This is a genomic window from Vibrio spartinae (assembly GCF_024347135.1).
GTDB classification, from domain to species: Bacteria; Pseudomonadota; Gammaproteobacteria; order Enterobacterales; family Vibrionaceae; genus Vibrio; species Vibrio spartinae.
Map to the genome: position 1 here is coordinate 3,921,485 of NZ_AP024907.1, position 22,657 is coordinate 3,944,141.

Genomic DNA, 22,657 nt, shown 5'->3' on the forward strand with positions numbered 1-22,657 from the left:
TATATATCCAATAATCATTGTTTCTGTTCAATATACAAGGATTTTAGTACAGGTGCGTTAACGCATCGGGGCAGCGCAATAATATGGGTACTTAGGTCTATCAGGTTTTTATAATCTGGGTTTAAAAATACGAAGATGTCAGTGATTATGCAAAATCTATAGGGCATGTAACTTAGCGATTAATAATCAATTTATTCTAAGTTACTCATCTTCATGTTCTCTTCTTTTATCGTATAGGGTTAGACCCCAATGAGCACCGAAAAAATTGACGATAGTCTCTTGACCTATGTGTTGCACACAGGTTTTAAACTTAAAATAGAAACATAGATAAAGATGTAAGGAGTTCGTTATGAGTTGTTGTAATAAAGCGCCTAATGGCGGAACCAGTGACCCTAAATTATTGTTGAAAGTGACTTTAGGTATGTTAGCGGTCATTGTGTTGTTAGTTTTTTTATTTGGTTGATTATCCTTAGGAATTTTGTGTTATCTCACTATTTTGTTGCCATTCGGAGGGTTAAGTATGCTGACAACTGAAATTGCCCGGACAGTAGGTGTTACTGCGGAAACGGTTCGTTATTATACCAGAAAAGGACTGATCTCTGCGACGAAAGATCCAAGTAACGGCTATAAAATTTACCCGCCGAGTGCTGTGGATAGATTACGGTTTATTAGTCATGCACGAAGTATTGGCTTTAGCTTAAGCCAGATTGAAGAGATCATAGAATACTCTCAGCAAGGAAATTCTCCCTGTCCGAAAGTACGGAAAATGCTGAGTGATAAAATTTCTGAGACACAACAAAAAATTAAAGAATATCAGATGCACCTGGCTGTTATGGAAGAAACTTATTCCCAGTGGGTGCATGAACCAGACATGACTCCCGACGGGAAGGCGATATGCTGCCTGATTGAAGACTGGTCAGATAAACATCCATCGATTAACTCTCAGGAGGAAAAAAATGAAGGTTAAAGAATATTCTCTTGCGTTATCAGGTGTCAGTTGCGGCAATTGTGTTACAAAGATCGTTTCCGCTTTAAGGGAAAGCGATCCTGATATCTCGCTGGTTATTAATAATAGTAAAGATAAAACAGATCTTATTACCACATTGGAACCAGAAAACGCGATACAAATTATTTCCAGCACTGGATATGCTGCGACTTTGCCCGTAATTCACCAATACGAAACAACATTGGCTAACGTTTCTTGCCAAAACTGCGTTAAAAAAATCACGTCTGGCATTAGAGATGTGGATAACAACGCTGATGTGTCAGTGGACATTTTGGCTCAGCGGTTAGTTGTCAATAGCCATGTCAGTGATTCAGAGGTGGAACGTATTTTACTGGAGTTAGGATACAGTGGCCGAAACGGAGAGCGGAATACCGCTGTTCCCGATGTGGCTGAATCTAATACGACCAGTGTTCATATGGATTTATTGGCTCAAAAGCAGACGGTGAATCTGGCTTTAGTGGGAGTGACATGCGCCAGTTGTGTCAATACCATTGAGGGGGCTCTGACAAATCTGGAAGGTGTTGAATCAGTGGATGTCAACTTTGCCAACCGTACAGCGACCGTTCAGTCTCATCAATCAACACTATCACTTATTCAGGCGATTCAGGCGGTTGGTTACGATGCCAGTGAAATCGTTGATGCTGATGAGGCGGAAGATATCAAAGCAGAGCAGGAAGCCCAAGAGTATCGGTTTAAAATCAGGCAAAGTATTATCGGTCTGGGACTGGGTATTCCATTGATGGGTTATGGCCTGCTGGGTGGCCCTATGAACGTAAATACCCTCTCAGAGCAAGCTCTCTGGCTTGGTATCGGTTTGTTGACATTGGTTATTTTGTGGCGAGCCGGCAGGCATTTTTTTAAGGGAGCCTGGAAAGCGTTCTTAAATCGTAACGCCAACATGGATACCCTTATTGCACTCGGCACTGGGACGGCCTGGCTCTATTCAATGGTGGTAGTTTTAGGACCTCAATGGTTACCTGAAAGTGCCAGACACCTCTATTTTGAGGCGACCGCAATGATAATCGGTTTGATCAACCTTGGGCAAGCGCTTGAGGTTCGGGCTAGAGGCAGAACGTCTCAGGCTATCAGACGGTTACTTGATCTGAGAGTAAAAACTGCGGTGGTGATTCGTGACGGACAAGATGTCTCCGTTCCTGTCGAACAGGTAATGCGGGGTGACAAGATCCGGGTAAGAGCAGGTGAGAAAATTCCTGTGGACGGTGTGGTCACTGATGGGCGTACGACGATAGATGAGTCTATGTTAACCGGTGAACCGATTCCCATAGAGAAGCAACCCGGCAGCCAGGTATCCGCAGGCACGATAAACGGTCAGGGAAGTTTTGTGTTTGAAGCGAAAAAGGTAGGTAGTGACACTGTTCTTGCTCAGATTATCAGCATGGTCTCCAATGCGCAGAACTCGAAACCTCCTATTAGTCACTTAGCCGACAAGGTTTCTGCCGTTTTTGTACCAACAGTTATGATCTTATCCATTATGACTGCTTTGATATGGTACAACGTTGGTCCGCAGCCAACTCTGGCCTATATGATTGTTGCCGCAACCTCAGTACTTATTATCGCTTGTCCCTGCGCTCTCGGGCTGGCGACGCCAATATCTACCATGATTGGAGTTGGGAAGGCGGCAGAGTTTGGTGGTTTGATCCGCAACGGAGAAGCCTTACAGCGGGCAAGTGAATTGGATGTTGTCGTATTGGATAAAACCGGGACCATCACACAGGGTAAACCTGAGGTCACAAACTTCCGTGTCTTTTCGGGTGAAGAAAATATTTTGTCGCTGGTTGAGACTTTGGAAAAAGGCTCTAACCACCCATTGGCTCAGGCATTAACCAGCTATGCGCAACACCACGCTCAATCTGGAGAGTCACCACAAGTATCCGAGTTTGAGTCCTTAACCGGTATGGGAGTGCAGGCTCACTACAACGGGAAAAGATTGCTCCTTGGTAACGATAAGCTTATGAATCGGTTTGGACTGAAAACAGAGACCGTGAGTGAATACGCCATCCAGTGGGAACAAGATGCAAATACTGTGGTGTACTTTGCTGTTGATAACGATATTCAGGCTCTTTTTGGTATCAGCGATCCTATAAGAGAAGATGCCCGAAGTGCGATTGAGCGTTTTCACAAACAAGGTATTCATGTCGTTATGCTAACCGGAGATAACGAAAATACGGCTAGGGCGGTTGCGAGCTTGTCCAATGTTGACGAGTTTTACGCAGGGCTAATGCCAGAGGATAAGCTTAGCTGGATTAAAGAGTTTCAGGTACAGGGAAAAGTTGTCGGCATGGTTGGCGATGGGATCAATGATGCTCCGGCACTTGCTCAGTCCGACGTTGGGTTTGCTATCGGAAGCGGCACCGATGTTGCCATTGAAAGTGCGGATATCACTCTGATGCGAAGCTCTCTGCATGGTATTTCAGATGTTATAGGGATCAGCAGTGCAACGATGACAAATATCAAACAGAACCTCTGGGGGGCGTTCATTTACAACTCCCTGGGTATACCGGTCGCAGCAGGATTACTATTTCCATTTACGGGCTGGCTTCTAAGTCCAATCATTGCAGGAGCAGCAATGTCGCTGTCATCTGTTACGGTCGTCACTAACGCAAACCGGTTGCGCTTATACAAGCCTGGCCGTTCTATCAGTAATAAATAGGAGGTTGATATGTGGGTGAACGTAATAGGTCTTACAGCCATTGTACTGATCATCTGGTGGTTTTGGGGGAAACAACTCGGCAGAAAATGACAATATTGTCATCATTACCGTCCGGTTACTGACAGGTACTGTAGGCTAAGATCAGCACTAGATAGAGTAAGTAATTTGGAGAAAGTTATGAAAGCTAACAACAAAAATCACAGTTGCCATTCGGGACACGGCGAGCACAAAGGCCATGGTTGGATGATGCTTCTATGTGTACTGTTTATGGTCGGAATACCGTTCCTGGTTATCTCCTCAACCATGAGTTCGTTTAGTCCGTCTCTGCTTGGTACCGCACTTGTGCCTCTGATTTTATGTCTGGTCATGCACGGGGTGATGATGAAATTTATGATGCCAGGAAGTACAAAAGATCAGGATGCTTCTCAAGAACCGCAGGATAAGAAAGAGGTGCAAATGGTAGAAGATAAAACGAATGATGGTGGTCGATTTAGCGCTTGATTTATCTCATTCAAAGCAACGAATCAGGAAACCAAGATTTCTAAGTCTTTTGATAACGCCGTACAACTTTAAATTTAAAAAAGAGAATAAGGATTGAATAATGAAAACTGTTCTTACAACAATGCTGATCGGTAGCCTTATTTCTGCACCAATATTTGCACAGGATATGGTAAAAGACAGCGCAACCGAAGGTTCTCATAATCAGCACCACGGTTCGGAGAGTAACACTTCTTCATCCGCTGAAATGCCGATGATGGATATGATGCAGAACATGGAAAATCACCAGCAGATGATGTCGCAGATGCATGCCATGATGACTGAAATGCATCAGATGATGTCAGAGAAAGGTTGCGACAAAGCAATGGGAAAAAATATGATGGAAAAAGAAAGCTAGTTACCGATTCCGTACATAATTTCTCTTTATCTACTTCAAATTTAGCTCGTGCTTATGGCCGGGCTTTTTCTTTTTTTCAAAATTTTAATTGATATTTAGCATGATATAGATCATCTGAATATTTTGTAACTTCATGTATAACCATCTGATGTGTCGAATGTTTTCTGGATTAATATAAATGTTTAATAACTTGAAACTTGGTCAAAAGATAGGCTTGGGTTTTGCGACTCTTATGGTATTTCTTTCCATTATAGTGATGATGAGTATTTTCACGCTGAATAAGGCTGATTTGGGTATAGAATCGTATAGTCGCCTTAGTGAAGTGTCTGACTTTAGTTATCATATTCGAAATAAATTGATTGAAGTGAAAGAAGATACACGAGCGTACTTATTGTCAAATAGTGATACAGACATTCAACGCTACAACAAACATATCTCGGAGTTGGACAAAGCCCTTCAGATGCACTTACCCTCATTCGACATGAAAAATGCAAAAGTGCTTAACGACATATCAAATAAACTGCATCAATATGATGAAATATTTTCAGATGTAATCAACCAAACAAAACAGAGAAGCGATGTTTTGAATGGTGTCCTTGAACCGAGTGGTGAGCATATGTTCAGTACCATGCGTCAACTTGCAGTCAAGGCTTATGATTATGGTGACACAGACTCTGCGTATCGGGCATCTCTGGTTCAGGAAAAGCTGCTATCAAGTCGGATCAATGTGTTGAAGTTTCTACAGTCAAGCAGTGATGAAAATTACGATATAGCCTTGAAAGATATGCAAGAGTTGAAAGGCGAAGCTATGGCGTTAAAGAACCTGTTAACCGAGGATTCATTGAAAGGCCTCCTTACTCAGTATCACACGTCACACAAATCGTATCTTCAAGCAATGAGTTTGATTCAACAGGCCGAAGTTGCCCGAAAAGAATTGATTCAAGTTCGCCTTAAAGGTTTAGAAACTGAAATAGAAAAAGACATATTAGAGATTCAATCTACCGTCAATGATAGCAAGAGAACAACCGAACTGGCATTGAAGTCAACAACAAAGCAGAGTATCCAGTTTACTACTGCTATTTCATTTATTGCCATTTTAATCGGTACTGTCTTGGCGTACTTGATGACTATCTCGATTACTAAGCCCATTTTGAAAGCTATCGATGCAGCAGATAAGCTTTCTCAGGGAGATTTATCGGGCTGCTCTGACGAATCAAGTGTTCGAAAAGATGAGGTCGGAACGTTACTCAATGCGATCAATGTTACGACGATACGATTGAGAAGTATGGTCAGCACGATTGCTGAAGCCGGTAAAGAGCTGAATCAAACATCTTCGGTGATGATCAATCTGACGGAGAAATACTCCAACAGTATCCAGAGACAAGAACAGGAAACCGATTCCGTAGCAACTGCAATGACGGAAATGACAGCGACCGTAAAAGATGTTGCTCAAAATACTTTAATGGCTGAACAAACAGCAAGTGAAGCAAGGGAGCGAGCAACGAAAGGTTATATCATTGCAAAAGAGACCACGCAGATAATCAATAAGCTAGCTCAATCCGTTGGTGATTCTGCTGAAAAATTATCTGTAGTGGAAGTTGAGTCCGGTGATATTGGCAATATATTAAATGTTATCTATGAAGTCGCGGAGCAAACGAATCTTCTCGCTTTAAATGCGGCCATTGAGGCAGCAAGAGCGGGGGAACATGGTCGTGGTTTCGCGGTTGTTGCTGACGAAGTAAGGCTACTTGCACAGCGAACTCGAGAGTCAATCACTCAGATACATACTATCACTGAAAAACTACAACATGGTATCCAAGATGCTGTTCAGGCAATGAACAATGGTAAAACTCAAACCGTGTCCAGTGTTGAACAGGTTAGCCTCATGGGCGACGCACTATCGGCTATTGAAGAGTCCGTGTCGGTTATTTCTGATATGAATACTCAAATTGCTAGTGCTTCTGGTCAGCAAAGTATTGTCGCGGATCGTGTCGGTGAACATATGAAATCCGTTGGTGAAATTGCTCGTAGAAATACAAACACGATTATGGATATCAACTCGTTATGTAGTGATGTCGGTAGTTTATCAATTCAACTGAGTAAGCTGATCAGTCAGTTTAAGCTTTCATAAATCAGCAAATTATTTGGATGGTGCCTGGTTGAGCTGAGATGCATAAAAATTCGCTTTAATTAAAAAGAGACGTTGGGTAGCTGAGCCACATGAAATGAGGTTGATAGGTTGTTCAGGTTGGTTCTCATATATTGAAGTGCTGTGTCTGCGCGGGCTTACCGTGGCACTCTTTCTTTCTCTGCCATTGAAGAGACAAGGAAGTTCAACAAATATGAAATTTGGTGCACTCTTCCTTAGGTGTATTGCGAATAATTCATTTTAGTACTACTTGTTTCTTTGGTGAAAAGATCGAACCAGATTTTTCGTATTCCTATCTTCTGTCGTTATTATTCATCCTCTCCTATGTTTAATCTCGTATTAGAGATAACGTTTATTAAGTAGTGATAATAAAAAAAGCTGAGCCTAATGCTCAGCTATAAATGATAAATAAAATAATGAACCTCAAATGTTACCATATGAGTAAGCAGTGGATCTCTAGTATAAATGCAATATAATGAATTTTTCCTGACCAGAGAATGACAGATTTGTCATGGAATTAACAATAAATATAAGATATAACGCCATTGTTCTTAATCATTAATTACAGAAAAATTAATAGGATGAGAGGTAAAGGTTAAACTTTACGATGCAGATGATGTTTTGTTGTCTTTTATCTATAAACTTATGATTTTTTTGTTTTTCATCCCAAGTGTTGCTTTTACTAATATTACATTCCCAAATATTTTCCTACCGCAATGAATTGCTTGTATCACTATTTTCTATATTTATCCCTGTGCTGGGAATACTTAAAATATAAATAGCAAAGGATATTAAAATTACACGAATGTCATTTTTGAGTCATGTTTATGACATGAATGAATTGTTAATTTCTCCGTTATAGAAATTAGATGAATGATTACCTATTCAAAAATATGCATGGTTAGAATAAATTAAGCAGCTTTGTCTGCTTAATTATTGTTTGAGTAGAAAGCAGCGTGATATTGCTTTGCCAGTATTTTAATTTTGTTGAGTGGGGCGATACCATAATATTATATGGCATATTTTTCTTTGTCTCCCTCGTGACTTTGTTAGTACTGGCATGCAATTAAATGGCCCCTCTCTTTCTGTAGTAGGGGGTAGGAATGTCGAAAATCATATGAGAATCGATAGATTTTTGTCCTGTTTCGACGACACAAGGAAATTGCATAAATGATTGAAAAAAAATTAAAAATGGCTGCTCCTTTGGCAGTGGTACTAATTACAGCTCCGGCACTGGCTGATGTCGCTTCACCATCGCTAGATGGTTTGAAGGGTGAAATTGATCAACTGACCGCAGAAGTCGCTAACCTAAAAAATGACCAATCTGCTATCAGGCTTAATGGTTATTACCGTATGCAAGGCACGGCGGAAAGCCTCGATGAAACTGACGATAATAGTAGTACTTGGGTTGATCAGCGTCTGCGCATGAAGGTCACCGGCGACCTGAATGAAAATGTTACTGTGGTTTGGTACGGTGAGTACGATGCTCCCTTTGGTGAAAAAGGTAGTAAGACGGTCGCAGGTTCAGGTGGCAAACTCAGCTCTGATGGCGTTGGTATTGAGACAAAAAACGCTTACGTTGATTTTAGACTACCGAATACGGACTGGAAGGTACGAACGGGTATTCAAGGGTATGGTTTTGGCAAATATGAGAGTTTCGTGACTGATGATGACATGAACGGCATCTCGTTTTTGGGCAATATAGACATGGTCAACCTGAGCGGGGGTTGGTTTAAATGGGATGAAGGAGAAAGAGATTCGTCAGACGACGTCGACTTCTACGTGTTGAATGGTGAGTTAAACCCTAACGATAATCTAAGTTACGGTTTTACTGGAGGCTCAATCAACAACAGGAACGAAGATGCCATTAATGGCACGGCTGCTCGAACGGACGATATTTATCTTGGATCCTACGTTGACTACACTTATGGTGACATGGCTTATAGCGGTTCTGTACTCTATAAGATTGCGTCAGGAATGGACTCAAATGCTTCTGATGGCGAAGCATTCATGTTAAATCTCTATGCTCAAAAGCATTGGACTGGCGGTTATATTAAAGTCCACGGTATCTATATTCCTGCTGACGACAGCAGTAATGGGACAGATCGTTTTGCTGAAAACAATTCAGGTTATGAGCTCAACAGTAGTAACCTGATGATCTTTGGAACCGATTCATACTACAACAACGGCTCGCAAGGAGGTAAGGCAGTTTTAGATGCAGCTTACCAAGGGTACGGCTTGTTGGGACTGATGCTTTCTGGTGATCAGATGCTAGAAGATGACTACTATGTTAAGTATGGCGCTGGTTACTTCAGAGTGGCTGACGATGCCCCTCAGAGTGCTTCACAGGCAAATGGTTCGAATCTTGGTGCTGAATTGGCTGCACAGTTTGGCAAAAAATTTGCGGGTATATATGACTTGAGTTTGCGTGGTTCTTACGGTTTTATGGGGGATTTCTATCAAGAAAGCTCTGAGGACACATACAAGATTGTTGCTATGCTCAATGTCGTATTCTAATTGAATCATTAAATACAATTAATTTTATTATGACGGTCAAGCAGTCGCTTGACCGCTTTTCTGTTTTATCAACTCATTCAAGATTATTATTTTATTGAATCCAGGATGTTCTTCTCATGAGTCTTAATCAAAGTCGAGCCTTATGGATAACCTTTTTCGTTAATGGATTAACCGATTTTTACCATTCGGACCGTTTCCATTGATAATCTTTCTGTGTATAGCGTTAATATCAACCAATGAGTTCAACTCATTAAATTTTAAAGAAATATGACAAAATTGTCATCTTAAAGACCAGAGTTCGACACCATGGCACCATTAAGATGTGATCAAGTTACAAATATCAACGCAACAAAAGGAAATCCAATGAAACTGATGAAAACGACTTTTACGACAGCAGCCTTGATTTTACTAAGTGGAAACGTCCTGGCAGGTCAGTATATTAATACTTATGGCAATTTTGAGGAAAGACTGGACACTCGTACATTTCACACCGAAGCGGTCTCTTCAAAACAGGAAGCCTATAAGCTGGGGTTACAGCAACTACATGAACTTGACAATAGCTCGACACAAGAGCTCAATCATAAATTATTGGTCACCAGCGATAGTAGTAATGATATCCATTTGAATAAAAACGGTTATGTAACCGTACAGGAATTTATGAACGATGCTGGTCAGATACTGTACAAAGGTAAGTTAACGTCAGCTATCATTACGCAGAACGTCGTGACGATTAAAACGATTAAATAACAATGACTCGATACTCTAGCGTTATAGGGTAATCGAGTCATTGTTATTTTTTTTGCGCTAAATGACATCGGTTGAACAGTCATTCGGCAATATCCGATTCAAGTTATTTGAGCTAGTCTGTATATTAACGCTCTAAGTACATAACACTATAATATTTATTAGAAATGAAGCTATTAATTGTTGAAGATGAGCCTAAAACAGGCAGTTACTTAAAAAAGGGATTTACAGAGTCAGGCTACGTTGTTGATCTTGCTTATGACGGCGTCGATGGACTCTACCAGGCGACCACCAATCATTATGATCTCATTATATTAGATATCATGCTTCCGAAGTTAAATGGTTGGCAAGTGTTACAAACAATGCGAAGCAGTCAATTAGATACACCAATCATTATGCTTTCTGCAAAAGATCAGGTAGAAGACAGGGTTAAGGGACTGGAGTTGGGAGCGAACGATTATGTCGTCAAACCTTTTGCTTTTGTTGAGTTGCTTGCCCGGGTTAAAAATGCGTTAAGACACCAAAACGGGCAAGTGAAGAATGATGCGACCTTAGCTATCGCTGATTTATCTCTGGATCTTTTGAAGCGGACAGTTCACAGAGGGGGGGACGCGATCCTTCTGACCGCCAAAGAGTTCTCTTTATTAGAACTCTTTTTGCAAAGACGTGGCGAAGTTCTGTCGCGTTCACTCATCGCCTCTTTGATATGGGATATGAACTTTGATAGTGATACCAATGTTATTGATGTGGCGGTCAAAAGGTTGCGATCTAAAATTGATAAACCTTTTGATGTTAAATTAATTCATACGGTGCGTGGTATGGGTTATAAACTCGATGATTCTGTAGAATGAAGCTGAAACTTAAAAACTCAATGGCAACAAAGCTTATTGTCATGTACATGGCGTCTTCATTTGTCGTCCTTACTTCATTTGCCTTAATTGTTCAGTATTCAATTAAACATCATTTTTATCAGCAAGATTACCAACGCCTTAATAACAATTATCACACGATCTTTTCCGCGTTTGATAGTTTAGGTAATAATGATATTACAGCGTTAAAAGCAGAATCGGCTTACCTTTGGGTATTAGACCGGGATGGCATACCTTTGTTCACAAACACGACGTTATCTCTGCCCGAGGATTCAAAAAAGTTAAACTCGATGGAATGGACGGTCGATGGACACACATATCGCGCTTTCCGGTTTCAGCTAAAACATCCACAATACGGCGCTATTGTACTTGGACTCAATATTGACCTCCATCTCTTATTTATTAGTAAATTCAATATTGTTCTGTTGTGGACGTTTGTCATAACGAGCGTGATATCAGGGGTGTATGCGGTGTTTATTGTTCACAAAGGCCTAAAGCCTCTGCACGTTTTGCAGAAGTATCTGAGTAAAGTTAGCCCGAATCGGCTGGATATCAGAGTTCCGGTTGAAGCACTTCCTGTAGAGCTGGTGCAACTGGTTGAAACACAGAATGAAATGCTGGAACGCTTACAGCATGGCTTCAACCGGCTGAGTGAGTTTTCTTCCGATATTGCACACGAACTCCGAACTCCGTTAACCAACATTATGACCCAGACGCATGTCACTTTATCTTCAAAAAGAACCGTGGAGGAATATGAGGAAATACTCCTTTCCAATGTGGAGGAACTGGAAAGGCTGAACAAGACTATCCAAGATACACTTTATTTGGCTAAGTCTGAAAATCATTTACTTCATACTAATAAAGAGATGCTCCAATTAGCAGAAGTTATCAGGCCACTGCTTGAATTCTATGAATTTATGGCTGACGAAAAGGAAGTTTGTGTAGAGTTACGTGGAGATGGTGAGCAGTTTGGTGATAAACAGATGCTGCAACGTGCAGTTGGAAATATTATTTCTAACGCGCTGAGGCATTGTGATGTTGGCTCTGTGGTATCCATACAGATTGCAGAAGGTGAAGAATACAATTCTATCAAGATAAAAAATACCGGAGAGACAATCCCGGAAAGTTCTTTACCCTACCTGTTTGACCGGTTCTATCGAGCCGATAAATCCAGGAAACATAGCAGAAGTATTGGCGCTGGGCTTGGTTTAGCCATTACCCGAGCTATTGTTCAGGCTCATGGTGGTGAAATCACTGTGTCTTCCAGTGAAAGAGTCACTGAGTTTGCTCTGACAATGAAAAAGGGTGAGGTATAAATGGGCCTGGTCAGGTTTTTTTATTGATTCTGTTTTGTGGCGGATCGGGTATTGTTGTCTAGCTTAAACTAAGAACCTATTGACTCCGCTTCATGACATTATTGTCATATTTCAGTCAGATAAAAATCAGTATGTATCCTTTATTCTAACCTTGTTCTCATAATTAATTGGTTCGATGAGAATGTTAAAGCAATAGTACTTTTTTCATTTCTTATTCATTTTATGCTGAGTGACAACTCAGCATTTTTTTGCTCTCCAATTACTTCCCAATAGAAATAAATATCAAGTTAGACAGCCATGTCAATTTTCATGCACTCAGTTGTTATTGCTATATGTTAAGTTTATTTTAGCGTTAAGTTACAGAGTATGGTCTGTAACCACATTTTAGTGCGCAATTTTATCCGCAGATACCTCATATTATGGTTTTGTCATTTTTCTGACAGTTTCTGGTCATTTTCAGCGACTTAGTCTGACACCACTCCGTAAATAAAACTTCATATAAAGAGGTGTTAATAATGAAACTCAAAAAAACAATATTAGTGGTATCTGTATTCAGTGCTTTTAATGCATTAGCCGATTCTGATACTTCTTATTTTGGGTATATTCGTAGTGGTATTGGTATGAGTGGAAACAATGGGCAGGATGTTCAGTTCCACAAAAACCAACTAGGTCGCTTAGGAAATGAGAATGATACCTATGGTGAATGGGGTATTAAGAATGAGGTATACAATCAAAATGGCGTATCTTTTGACGTTGAGTCGATGGCTGCTATTTACACCGATGGCTCTACGGGATGGGAAACCAGCGAAGATGAAGATTTCACCGTTGCACTACCTCAGATTGATGTTCAGGCGAAAGGGATAATCAAATCTGCCCCTGAAGCAACGCTTTGGGCAGGGAAACGTTACTACCAAAGACATAATGTCGATTTGGCTGACTTTTACTACTGGAATATTTCCGGAGCAGGTGCAGGTGTTGAAGGCATACAAACTGGATCAGGCAAACTCTCGGTTGCCTGGATAAGAACAGACCGTGATGAAGTCGTCGATGAGGGAAATAATAGCGGAGTCTTGAACGTCAATGTCCTGGATGCTCGATTGGCTGAGATCCCGCTTTGGCGTAATGCTTCTTTAGAAGTGGGTGGAGATTATGCTATCGCAAATGAGAGCAGTAGTTATGAAGGCGATGTAAAAAATGGTTTTTTATTCAATGTAGAGCTGACGCAAAATTTTAGTTTTGGTAACAATAAAACGGTTTTCCAGTACGGTACAGAAGGCTACGGTAAAACGATAGCTGACTATGGTGACGGTTCCTGGTACGGGGCTGAAGCTGAGAGCGGTGCGGCAGCGTACAGAGTTATTAACTGGGGCGTTATTCAAATTGCAGACCGTTGGGAAATGGGGCACCAGCTTGTCTGGTCATCTTCAACCGATGATATTGATGCAGGTCAGACGAAGGATATCTCCTATTTTTCTTCCGTTGTGCGCCCGGTTTACAAGTGGGATGAGAACATGAAGACCTTGTTTGAAGTCGGATATTTTAATAGAAATGTAGGCGACGGCTCCGAAGAGTCAGGGAGTAAAATTACAGTGGCGCAAGCTTGGACGGCAGGTTTAAGTTATTGGGCAAGACCAGAAATTCGTTTGTATGCCAGCCACTTTACTGATTTCGATAATACGGATGCTTTAGGAGCAGGGAAAGACAGTGAATTCAATTTAGGTGTACAGGCGGAGGTTTGGTGGTAAGCAAGATAAAACATCATTGAGTTGATTGCTTTATAGCAAACCATAATCCGAGTGGTATTAAGTCACTCGGATTTTTATGTACGCAATTCTATTACTTTTGCATGATTGAGCGCTTTCATTTCAGATGTAATGGTGTCTATTGGGGTTTATCAGAAAGATAAAATACGTTTATGACATTATTGTCATTCTTTGGTCAGGCGAAGTTCAGGTGTGACTCTTTATACTGACTCCGTTCCCTAGTTTACTGATGATATAGAACATCATCATAATCGTATTTTTCATTCAATCCTGCCTTATGTTTGAAGCTGAGCTTATTGCTCAGCTCTTTTTTTACTTGCGAGATAAACTATTGGAGGGATGACAATCCATTGAAAAAGTGGAAACAAACCTATGCCAATTATTGGCACAATCGGCATAAGCGGGTCATATTCCCAGCGCGAATAAAATCCAGTATTGATGTGCTCCAGCACAATGGTCAATGCGATTCCTGGAAGAATAAAAAGAAAAACATCCACTAAAGAAGCGGTTGATAGCCAATGCTTTTTGTTTGTGTAGAAGACAAAATAGTATGAAATAACAGCGATGACACCATCCCCCAGAGAAGCCTGAGTGCACATCCAGTTCATTGCTGGCAGGTCTGTCGACTGAGAGAACGTAAATAATGGCATCTGCCACATCTCCCAGAAGAAGTGTATGAAAAAAGAATAAAGGAAGACATATAAGGCAGAATAGTTTCTATTTGAGCCTGATTTATATATGACTGTCATGTCGAATTATCTACAGTAAACATCGGTTACAGATCAGTGATTCGTATCTTTTATAAATTGCAATAAGAGTCACTTGATGGGGAAAAGTTACTTTGATTGTAGTTTAGTGAGTTAAATTGAGCCCCAAAAGATAACTCTTGGGGCTTATCGGGGTTAAAGCGTCATGTTTTTAGTCATACCCGCTTCAGCGTGGCCCGGAACATTGCATGCAAGCTCTACATTTGTATCACCATGGAAATGCCACGTTAGCTGTTTGGCTTTTCCTGGCTCGACAGTGACTGAGTTGCCTGAATCATGCATGTGTTGGCCGCCCATTTTTCTCATCATTTCTCGGTGTTCTAACTGCTCTTTTGCAGAACCAATCGTAAATTCGTGGTTGATTTTTCCGGTATTCATAACCACAAACTGAACAACGTCATTAGGTTCAATGTTTACCTCTTGTTTAAAGGTGATTTTCATATCGTCTGAGAGCATGACATAAGCAATTTTAGTCGGTTTTACGCCTGGGGCAGGCATGCCGACATCTGACATCCCCTCTGAACTCATCGTGTTGCCATGATCCATTGATCCTTGGTTAGTCATTGTCATATCCGCTAGTGCAACAGAAGAACTTACCGTCAGGGCAATAGCTAGAGCGAGTTTTTTCATGTTTATATTCCTTAATATAATGGCTGGTATCTATTTTGTTTCGCGCTGTTTCCACAGCTTAAAGATTGCAGGGATAACGAGCAGAGTCAGCAACAAGGCTGATGCCATACCCCCTATCATGGGTGCAGCAATGCGCTGCATGATTTGTGAGCCGGCTCCTTCACCATGCATAATGGGGATGAGACCAATGATAACGGTGACGACAGTCATCATTACCGGGCGGACACGCAACCCGGCGCCTTCACGAATGGCGTTATTCAGATCATCAGGCAGTAAGGGCTCTTTTTTATCCTGAGCTTTCAGCTTGGTGAAGTGCCAGGCCTGATTGAGATAAACCAGCATGATCACCCCAATTTCAACGGCCACACCTGACAGAGCGATAAAACCGACCCCAACCGCGATAGACATGTTGTAATTGAGGGCGTACATGAGCCACAGTCCGCCAACCATAGCCAGCGGCAGTGTCGTCATTATGATCAGTACTTCTCCCACACGGCCAAAGCTGAAAAACAGCAGTAGCGTAATAATGGTAAGCGTTATTGGAATAACAATGCTGAGACGCTGTTTAGCACGTTCCATATATTCATACTGACCAGACCAGGCAAGTGAATACCCCGATGGGAGTTTCAGTTCGTCGGCAACGCGCTTTTGAGCCTCACTGACGTAAGAGCCCAGGTCACGGTCTTCAATGTCGACGAATACCCAGCCATTCGGGCGGGCATTTTCGGTTTTAATAACAGGAGGACCGTCTTCATAGCGAACATCTGCGACATCAGCCAGCGCAATTCGGGCACCGTTTTGAGTGACTAATGTTAAGTTTTGCAGTTTATCGACAGAGTCGCGGTAGTCTTGTGGATAGCGAACATTGATAGGGTAACGCTCAAGCCCTTCAATGGTTTCACCCACATTCATTCCGCCAACGGCTGTTGATACCACCTGCTGAACATCTTTAATGCTCAACCCGTAGCGTGCAGCGGCGCGACGCTTGATATCCACAGTCACATAGCGCCCACCGGCAACACGTTCTGCGTAGACAGAGGCGGTACCTCTGACACCATTTAAGATAGGTTCAAGCTCAGAGCCAATACGTTCAATCGTTTTTAGCTCCGGACCGACAATTTTAATACCAATAGGCGTTTTGATACCGGTAGAGAGCATATCTATACGGGTTTTAATCGGCATTACCCAGGCATTGGTGACTCCGGGGAACTGGATCAAACTATTGAATTCTTTACGCAGAGATTCTGTTGTGACTCCTTCTCGCCATTCTTCGCGAGGTTTCAGTTGAATAACCGTTTCGATCATCGTCAGTGGTGCCGGGTCAGTTGCAGTATCAGCACGGCCAACTTTACCCCACACAGATTTCACTTCCGGAACGGTTTTTATCAGCTTATCCATTTGTTGCAATAATTCACGGGCTTTACCAATGGAAATACCAGGGAAAGTGGTTGGCATGTACATTAAATCTCCCTCATCCAGAGGAGGAATGAATTCACTGCCAAGTTTGCTGGTTGGATAGTAAGCGGAAGCCATTAGAGCAATCGCAATGACTATTATAGATTTTGGATAATTAAGGCTAATGTTAAGCAGCGGACGATACAGCCCAACCAGTATTCTGTTCACCGGATTCTTATGTTCAGGGAGAATTTTACCGCGGATAAAATAGCCCATTAACACAGGGACTAATGTCACCGCCAGGCCCGCAGATGCTGCCATCGCATAGGATTTCGTGAAAGCAAGAGGCGAGAACATCTTACCTTCCTGACCTTCCAGAGAAAACACCGGAACGAAGCTTAAGGTAATAATAAGCAGCGAGAAAAATAGCGGAGGACCGACTTCCTGAGCAGCATCACCAATCACCCTCCAGCGGTTCTCGTTGGTGAGTGGTGTGCGTTCAATGTGCTTGTGCACATTTTCTATCATTACGATGGCACCATCGACCATCGCACCTATAGCAATGGCAATACCGCCCAGTGACATGATGTTGGCGTTAAGACCCTGCCAGTGCATAACGATAAATGCAGACAGAATCCCGACAGGCAGGCTCAGTGCAATCACCAGGGATGAACGAATGTGGAACAGAAACAAGGCGCAGACAATCGCCACAACAATGAACTCTTCCGCCAGTTTTTTCCAAAGGTTATCGACGGCTGCATTAATGAGCGTTGAACGGTCATAAGTCGGAACAATCTCAACACCTTCTGGCAGGCCACGTTTCAACTCCTCCAGTTTGGTTTTGACATTACTGATTACCTTGCTCGCATTCTCGCCAAAGCGCATAACAATAACGCCACCAACAGCTTCCCCTTCACCATTTAACTCTGAGATACCACGGCGCATTTGCGGGCCGACTGAGATATCAGCGATATCACCTAACATCAGAGGAGTCCCCTTTTTCGTTACTTTGAGTGGTAACGCCTGGATGTCCTCAATACTGGTCAGGTAACCGGTGGTACGAACCATATGCTCAGCTTCAGCAACTTCGATAACGGAGGCCCCGGCCTCCTGGTTACCGTTTTTAATCGCCATATTTACTTGTTGAAGTGTCAGGTTATAGGCTCGTAGTTTTGCAGGATCAATCTGGATCTGATATTGCTTAACCATGCCGCCAACGGTAGCCACTTCTGATACACCATCGACGGTTTGCAGTTCGTATTTCAAGAACCAATCCTGCAAACTGCGTAGTTGAGCTAAGTCATGCTGTCCGGTTTTATCCTGCAATACGTAACTGAACACCCAGCCGACACCAGTCGCATCTGGCCCAAGCGTCGGTTTGGCATTTTCAGGCAATTTAGGCGCAACCTGACTTAAATATTCCAGCACCCGGGAGCGAGCCCAGTACATATCGGTTTTATCATTAAAAATGATATAGACGTAGGAGTCGCCGAAGAAGGAGTAGCCACGAACGGTTTCCGCACCGGGTACAGCCAGCATTGCTGTCGTGAGCGGGTACGTGACCTGATCTTCCACTACCTGTGGTGCCTGTCCCGGATAGCTGGTTTTGATGATAACCTGCACATCGGAAAGGTCCGGAATAGCATCGACCGGAGTATTCTTAACACTGAACAGGCCTGCGGCGACCAGAGCAACCGTTGCCAGTAGCACGATAAGGCGATTGCTCAGGGACCAGCGAATAATGGCGTTGATCATTGTTCGCCTCCCAGGTGCTCAATGTCTTTTAACGAATAATTATCCTTATCTTTTTCAACTAGAAATCGGACACGGTCACCTTCCTGAATACCGGATAGCTCAACGTCGGGGTCAACGTTGAAATTCATTTCTCCTGCATCCCAGTGCCATTTGGATACGGGTAAGTGCTGAAGGGTAATCATGCCAAAATCGGCCATCAGCATGGTGATGTTGCCTTCAACCCATACGCTCTCATTGGTGCTAACACCATTAATACGTGATAAATCAGCGGATTGACTGGACTCTGAATCCAACAAGAATTGAGCGGAAGAGACGACGTTACTTTTATCGGTCAGACCTTCAAGAACTTCGACCTCATTTCCGGCTTCACGTCCGAGACGGATACGGGCAGAGCGGAACTTACCTTCACCTTCGGACAGTACAACACGCGTCATGCCTCCTGAACGAATGACCGCTGATTTGGGAATGGTCAGTACGGATTCATCGGTGACAGGCTGTAAGGTGATGTTGGCAAACATGTTAGGTTTCAGCTCGCCTTGTGGGTTGGGGAATTTAAGGCGCAGTCTGAGAGTTCGGGTTTGTGCATCTAAGATAGGATAGACGTAGTCAATTTCACCATCCCATTCCTGGCCCGGAAGTGCATCCAGCGTCATTTTCGCTTTGCTACCGGCCTTAACCCATTGTGACTGACGTTCAAAGACTTCGGCATCAACCCACACGTTATCAAGCGGGCCCGCACTTATCACGGTTTGAGCCGGTGACAAATATCCACCCTCTCGAACATTTAAGCTGGCAACGACGCCGTCTGCTTTCGCTTTGATATCAATGGATTGAGACGCTCTGCCACGTTTTACGATGGATTGGATTTGTGGGCGGTCTACGCCTAATGTGATGAGACGCTCAGTTGCGCCTTTGATTAATCCGCTACGACCGGTACGGTAAGCGTTCAGAAGTTCTTCCTGTGCCTTAACGAGTTCAGGTGAGTAAAGGGTAAACAAGACATCACCCTGATTCACTTTATCGCCGATAGCGTTGACGTTAAGTTTTTCTACCCATCCGGCAACACGGACGTTGATTTGCCATAAACGGCTTTCATCGAACGCAATGTAACCAACTGTGTCAATGCTTGGTGACAGCGGGGTAAGCTGAGCCTTGACCACTTTGACACCTAAGTTGTTTTCAACGGAAGGATCGATAGTGACCGTTCCTGGTTTACTTTCTCCGGCGCCATCTTCGGCATAAACGGGAATTAAGTCCATACCCATTGGGGATTTACCCGGCTTATCGCGTTTGTAACTTGGGTCCATGGGTGCGACCCAGTAAAGAGGCTCATTGCTGGCTTTAGCATTACTTGCGGTATTGCTGGTTGTCTCATTACCCAAAGCCGAATGCGTTAATATCGTTTGCGCACCAAAGCCCAGTGTCGCGCCAATAATGAGCGCAATGGTTGTTACGTGAATAGTTTTCATTAGTTGACCTCGTTATTACTGCTCTGACGATGTAGCGAGTTGTGGCGTATCTACCTGATATTGGTAGCTATTGAGTAGCGCTGACAGATTGTTATTCGTCAGATTTAAATCGGTGATAAGGCGTTGATATTCGAGTTTTAGAGCGAGCTCATCTCGGGTGGCGAGGATCACATCATTGAATTGTGCTGTGTTGTTCTGATAACCACGTTCAGTGGCTTTCACCTGAGAAATAGCCTGAGGTATCAGTGTTGATTCAAAACGTTCAATGCGTTGTGACAAGTTGTTTTGATCAACAAATAACGAGTTTACCTTAGCATTGAGCTGTTTGAGTAAGGTATCTTTTTGAGACTGAGCGGCTCCTACCTGATATTGAGCCGCGGCTAAGTTTTGGTCCTGACGGTTTCCTGTGAATAAAGGGATATCCATAGTGATAAAGGCGCTGACCACATCGGATGCCGGTTCACCTTTCATGTTGTTGGCCTGACGATAGCCATATGCCATTTCCACACCAAATTGTGGTGCGTAGGACTCTTTTGCAATATCGACCTGAGTTCGGCTGGCTTCAATAGAAGCATCAACCATACGAACCGTTGGGTATTGGTTAAGTCGCGAGTAGTAGTTGCCATTACTCGCGGTGTTTTCCAACGCCTGCAACACGGACCAGTCAAGTGTATTTGAAGCCTGTAACTGATTTGCACTGAGTAACCAATCAGATCCAAGCCACTCGGATAATTGAGCCGTCAGTCTTTGTTGTGTCTGTGCATTGGCCTGAAGTTTTTCATCAAGCTTAGTGACCTGAAGCTGGGCGTTAATCAGATCCTGAGCTTCACTTTTACCGATGGAGTAGTTGGTTTGAATGAAAGCTTCCAGCTCTTCCATCAGTTGTTTATTTTCTAACAGAATCTTATGTGCTACCTGCTGATAACCCAATTCCAGCCAAACTTTTGTGATCGCATTGATGACTTCCAGCTCTCTGGCGGTCACTTTTAATTCGATTCCACTGGCTTGCTGGTTGGCTTTAACGCTGTTTAACTCAAGCGTATCCCCACGGCCAAATTGCTGTGAGATACCAGCAGAGATATTGGTCATCGCATCTTCATCGAATGCGAAACTGTCTACCGGCAGGCCGGATACCCCAAATTTGAGCTTTGGATCTTGCTGGGTAGAACTGGCTTTCCCTGTTGCTCGCATGGCCTGTGCCTGTGCATAAAATTGACGACGAGAATCGTCATTCGTCAGTGCTGTCGCGATAATTTGAGACAGCTGATTGGCGGCCATAGACTCTGCGTTACCTGGCTTTTGCTCACCAGCGTATACAGACGCAGTCGTCCATGCCGCAGCGCTGATAGACAGCGCCAAAAGACATTGTTTAAATTTCACTTTTTTAATCCATCACAGAGCGCGTGACGCGCACGAGAGCTTTTCCGTATGAATTTACGGAACCTAAATATTTGAGATGGAATTAAGCGATCGGAGGTCGATAGAGGCTTTGCGTCTTACGGATAACATCACCAGAGATTGGTGATGTGACCAGAGCGAGTGAGGTACTTACAGTGATTAAAACATGAGGTGTGGTCAGAGTCGCCACAGAGGCTACGCAGGTAGTGTCACAGCAGCTTTGGGCTGTATCAGAGACGACTTCACAGTGCCCTTTAGTGCTTACAGTGTCTTTTTCCTCAATAGTTTGATGATGAGATGACATCTGCTGTGCCTGACAACTCATTAAGGAAACCATTTGTTGTAAGTCGTGCGAATTTGCGCTGTTCATCACTGTTGAACCTGATGCAAATCCAGACACAAGCAAAGCTGCTAATGTCCAGAGAGTGATCCAAGTTGTCGGAATGAAATTTAAGCGCATACTCTATATCTATTTTTGAATGATAGTATTAAGTAAATCGATACGATCCTATATACGTCCCAATAAAATCGATTTAAATTACTGCAAACTAAAACGCGATTCTACTTATTGGCTTTAAGTAATACAACAAAATATTTATTGCTATCGATTATTGTCACGCTCTACATAATGTACTTTAACATTAACCTTACCCACGTATTCCAGCTCACCATTTTCATTCATTCGCTCTTGTACTGTTACGAAACCGGCATTCTCTAAATGTGTTCTTTTTGAATTCACGTTAAAAGTTAGAACACGGAGTTCATCATTTAGTTCTTGTGCTGACATCGTTTTTAGATGATGCAGTTCAGATAATGCTAATCGATAGGCTTCATCTGACGTTGACGTTGGAGCAACAGAGACAGTTTTCATGTCTTCGCGGCTGATGTAATTACCACCGATGTACAACGGTTGTGCGAATACAGGTACAGTTGTCAGTGCCATTATAGAAACAACAAGAGCAGTTTTGATTGTGTTCATGTTTTTATCCTCAGAGTTATGATTTTCAGTACTAACATTTTGGACTATTGCTACTGACATTATGCTTTCTGAAAAATGACTTTTTTGTCATAAAGTGTAGGTATGTAATCCAATTATTGGATTACATAAAAGGCTATTAACTCAATGAAGAAAGACACGTTATATGTGTAAGTTTGCTACTTCTTTGTCTGATCTACCTCGGGTTGAATTTTCTAAGTAATCGAGAATACCTCAGTGTACTAATCAACCCAGAGTCCGACGGAAGATCGTCATAGTGGACTGCTAAATTTGGCAGAGAAAAAGGAGTTTCCCCTACGTAAAGTAATTCGTGTTT

At 42.7% G+C, this 22,657-nt stretch carries 16 protein-coding genes; 10 read left to right on the forward strand and 6 right to left on the reverse strand.

Annotated features, from left to right (window positions below):
- Positions 1–520 precede the first annotated feature (520 nt).
- From OCU60_RS17440 to lamB, 10 genes are all read left to right on the forward strand, one after another.
- On the forward strand, positions 521–967 hold the full coding sequence (locus OCU60_RS17440) for a MerR family transcriptional regulator (protein ID WP_074374620.1): 447 nt from the start codon (positions 521–523) through the stop codon (positions 965–967).
- Complete coding sequence (locus OCU60_RS17445; RefSeq protein WP_074374619.1) at positions 957–3,677, forward strand: heavy metal translocating P-type ATPase; 2,721 nt, start codon at positions 957–959, stop codon at positions 3,675–3,677. Before OCU60_RS17440 ends, OCU60_RS17445 begins: the two co-directional genes overlap by 11 nt.
- A 177-nt stretch (positions 3,678–3,854) precedes the next feature.
- Positions 3,855–4,178, forward strand: a complete 324-nt coding sequence (locus OCU60_RS17450) for a hypothetical protein (protein WP_074374618.1) — start codon at positions 3,855–3,857, stop codon at positions 4,176–4,178.
- A 100-nt stretch (positions 4,179–4,278) separates the two neighbouring features.
- Positions 4,279–4,572: a hypothetical protein gene (locus tag OCU60_RS17455; protein WP_074374617.1), complete on the forward strand. Its 294-nt coding sequence runs from the start codon at positions 4,279–4,281 to the stop codon at positions 4,570–4,572.
- Positions 4,573–4,750: 178 nt separating this feature from the next.
- The gene (locus OCU60_RS17460) at positions 4,751–6,703 is read left to right on the forward strand and encodes a HAMP domain-containing methyl-accepting chemotaxis protein (RefSeq protein WP_074374616.1); all 1,953 of its coding nucleotides are present in this window, start codon (positions 4,751–4,753) and stop codon (positions 6,701–6,703) included.
- 1,188 nt (positions 6,704–7,891) lie between these two features.
- Complete coding sequence (locus tag OCU60_RS17465) at positions 7,892–9,238, forward strand: hypothetical protein (protein WP_235862230.1); 1,347 nt, start codon at positions 7,892–7,894, stop codon at positions 9,236–9,238.
- Between the two features lie 363 nt (positions 9,239–9,601).
- Positions 9,602–9,985 carry a DUF3316 domain-containing protein gene (locus OCU60_RS17470; RefSeq protein WP_261854734.1) on the forward strand — a complete coding sequence of 128 codons (384 nt, stop codon included), beginning with the start codon at positions 9,602–9,604 and terminating at the stop codon, positions 9,983–9,985.
- Positions 9,986–10,149: 164 nt separating this feature from the next.
- Positions 10,150–10,833 (forward strand): heavy metal response regulator transcription factor, encoded by a 684-nt coding sequence (locus OCU60_RS17475; protein ID WP_074374615.1) that lies wholly within the window; start codon positions 10,150–10,152, stop codon positions 10,831–10,833.
- Positions 10,830–12,167 (forward strand): heavy metal sensor histidine kinase, encoded by a 1,338-nt coding sequence (locus tag OCU60_RS17480; protein WP_074374614.1) that lies wholly within the window; start codon positions 10,830–10,832, stop codon positions 12,165–12,167. Before OCU60_RS17475 ends, OCU60_RS17480 begins: the two co-directional genes overlap by 4 nt.
- Positions 12,168–12,682: 515 nt before the next feature.
- Positions 12,683–13,912 (forward strand): maltoporin LamB, encoded by a 1,230-nt coding sequence (gene lamB, locus OCU60_RS17485; protein WP_074374613.1) that lies wholly within the window; start codon positions 12,683–12,685, stop codon positions 13,910–13,912.
- 311 nt (positions 13,913–14,223) lie between these two features.
- Here lamB and OCU60_RS17490 read toward each other — a convergent pair whose 3' ends face one another.
- The 6 genes from OCU60_RS17490 to OCU60_RS17515 all read right to left on the reverse strand — a co-directional run bounded on the left by OCU60_RS17490 (position 14,224) and on the right by OCU60_RS17515 (position 22,323).
- The gene (locus tag OCU60_RS17490; protein ID WP_139302151.1) at positions 14,224–14,580 is read right to left on the reverse strand and encodes a hypothetical protein; all 357 of its coding nucleotides are present in this window, start codon (positions 14,578–14,580) and stop codon (positions 14,224–14,226) included.
- A gap of 252 nt (positions 14,581–14,832) precedes the next feature.
- The gene (gene copI / locus OCU60_RS17495) at positions 14,833–15,327 is read right to left on the reverse strand and encodes a copper-resistant cuproprotein CopI (RefSeq protein ID WP_074374611.1); all 495 of its coding nucleotides are present in this window, start codon (positions 15,325–15,327) and stop codon (positions 14,833–14,835) included.
- 30 nt (positions 15,328–15,357) lie between these two features.
- Positions 15,358–18,477 (reverse strand): efflux RND transporter permease subunit, encoded by a 3,120-nt coding sequence (locus tag OCU60_RS17500; RefSeq protein ID WP_074374610.1) that lies wholly within the window; start codon positions 18,475–18,477, stop codon positions 15,358–15,360.
- A complete protein-coding gene (locus tag OCU60_RS17505) occupies positions 18,474–19,946 on the reverse strand; it encodes an efflux RND transporter periplasmic adaptor subunit (RefSeq protein WP_074374609.1) in 1,473 nt (490 codons plus the stop codon). The genes OCU60_RS17500 and OCU60_RS17505 overlap by 4 nt, the downstream gene beginning before the upstream one ends.
- 15 nt (positions 19,947–19,961) lie before the next feature.
- Complete coding sequence (locus tag OCU60_RS17510; protein WP_083602747.1) at positions 19,962–21,326, reverse strand: TolC family protein; 1,365 nt, start codon at positions 21,324–21,326, stop codon at positions 19,962–19,964.
- 619 nt (positions 21,327–21,945) lie between these two features.
- Positions 21,946–22,323: a DUF3316 domain-containing protein gene (locus OCU60_RS17515; protein ID WP_074374607.1), complete on the reverse strand. Its 378-nt coding sequence runs from the start codon at positions 22,321–22,323 to the stop codon at positions 21,946–21,948.
- Positions 22,324–22,657: the final 334 nt, after the last annotated feature.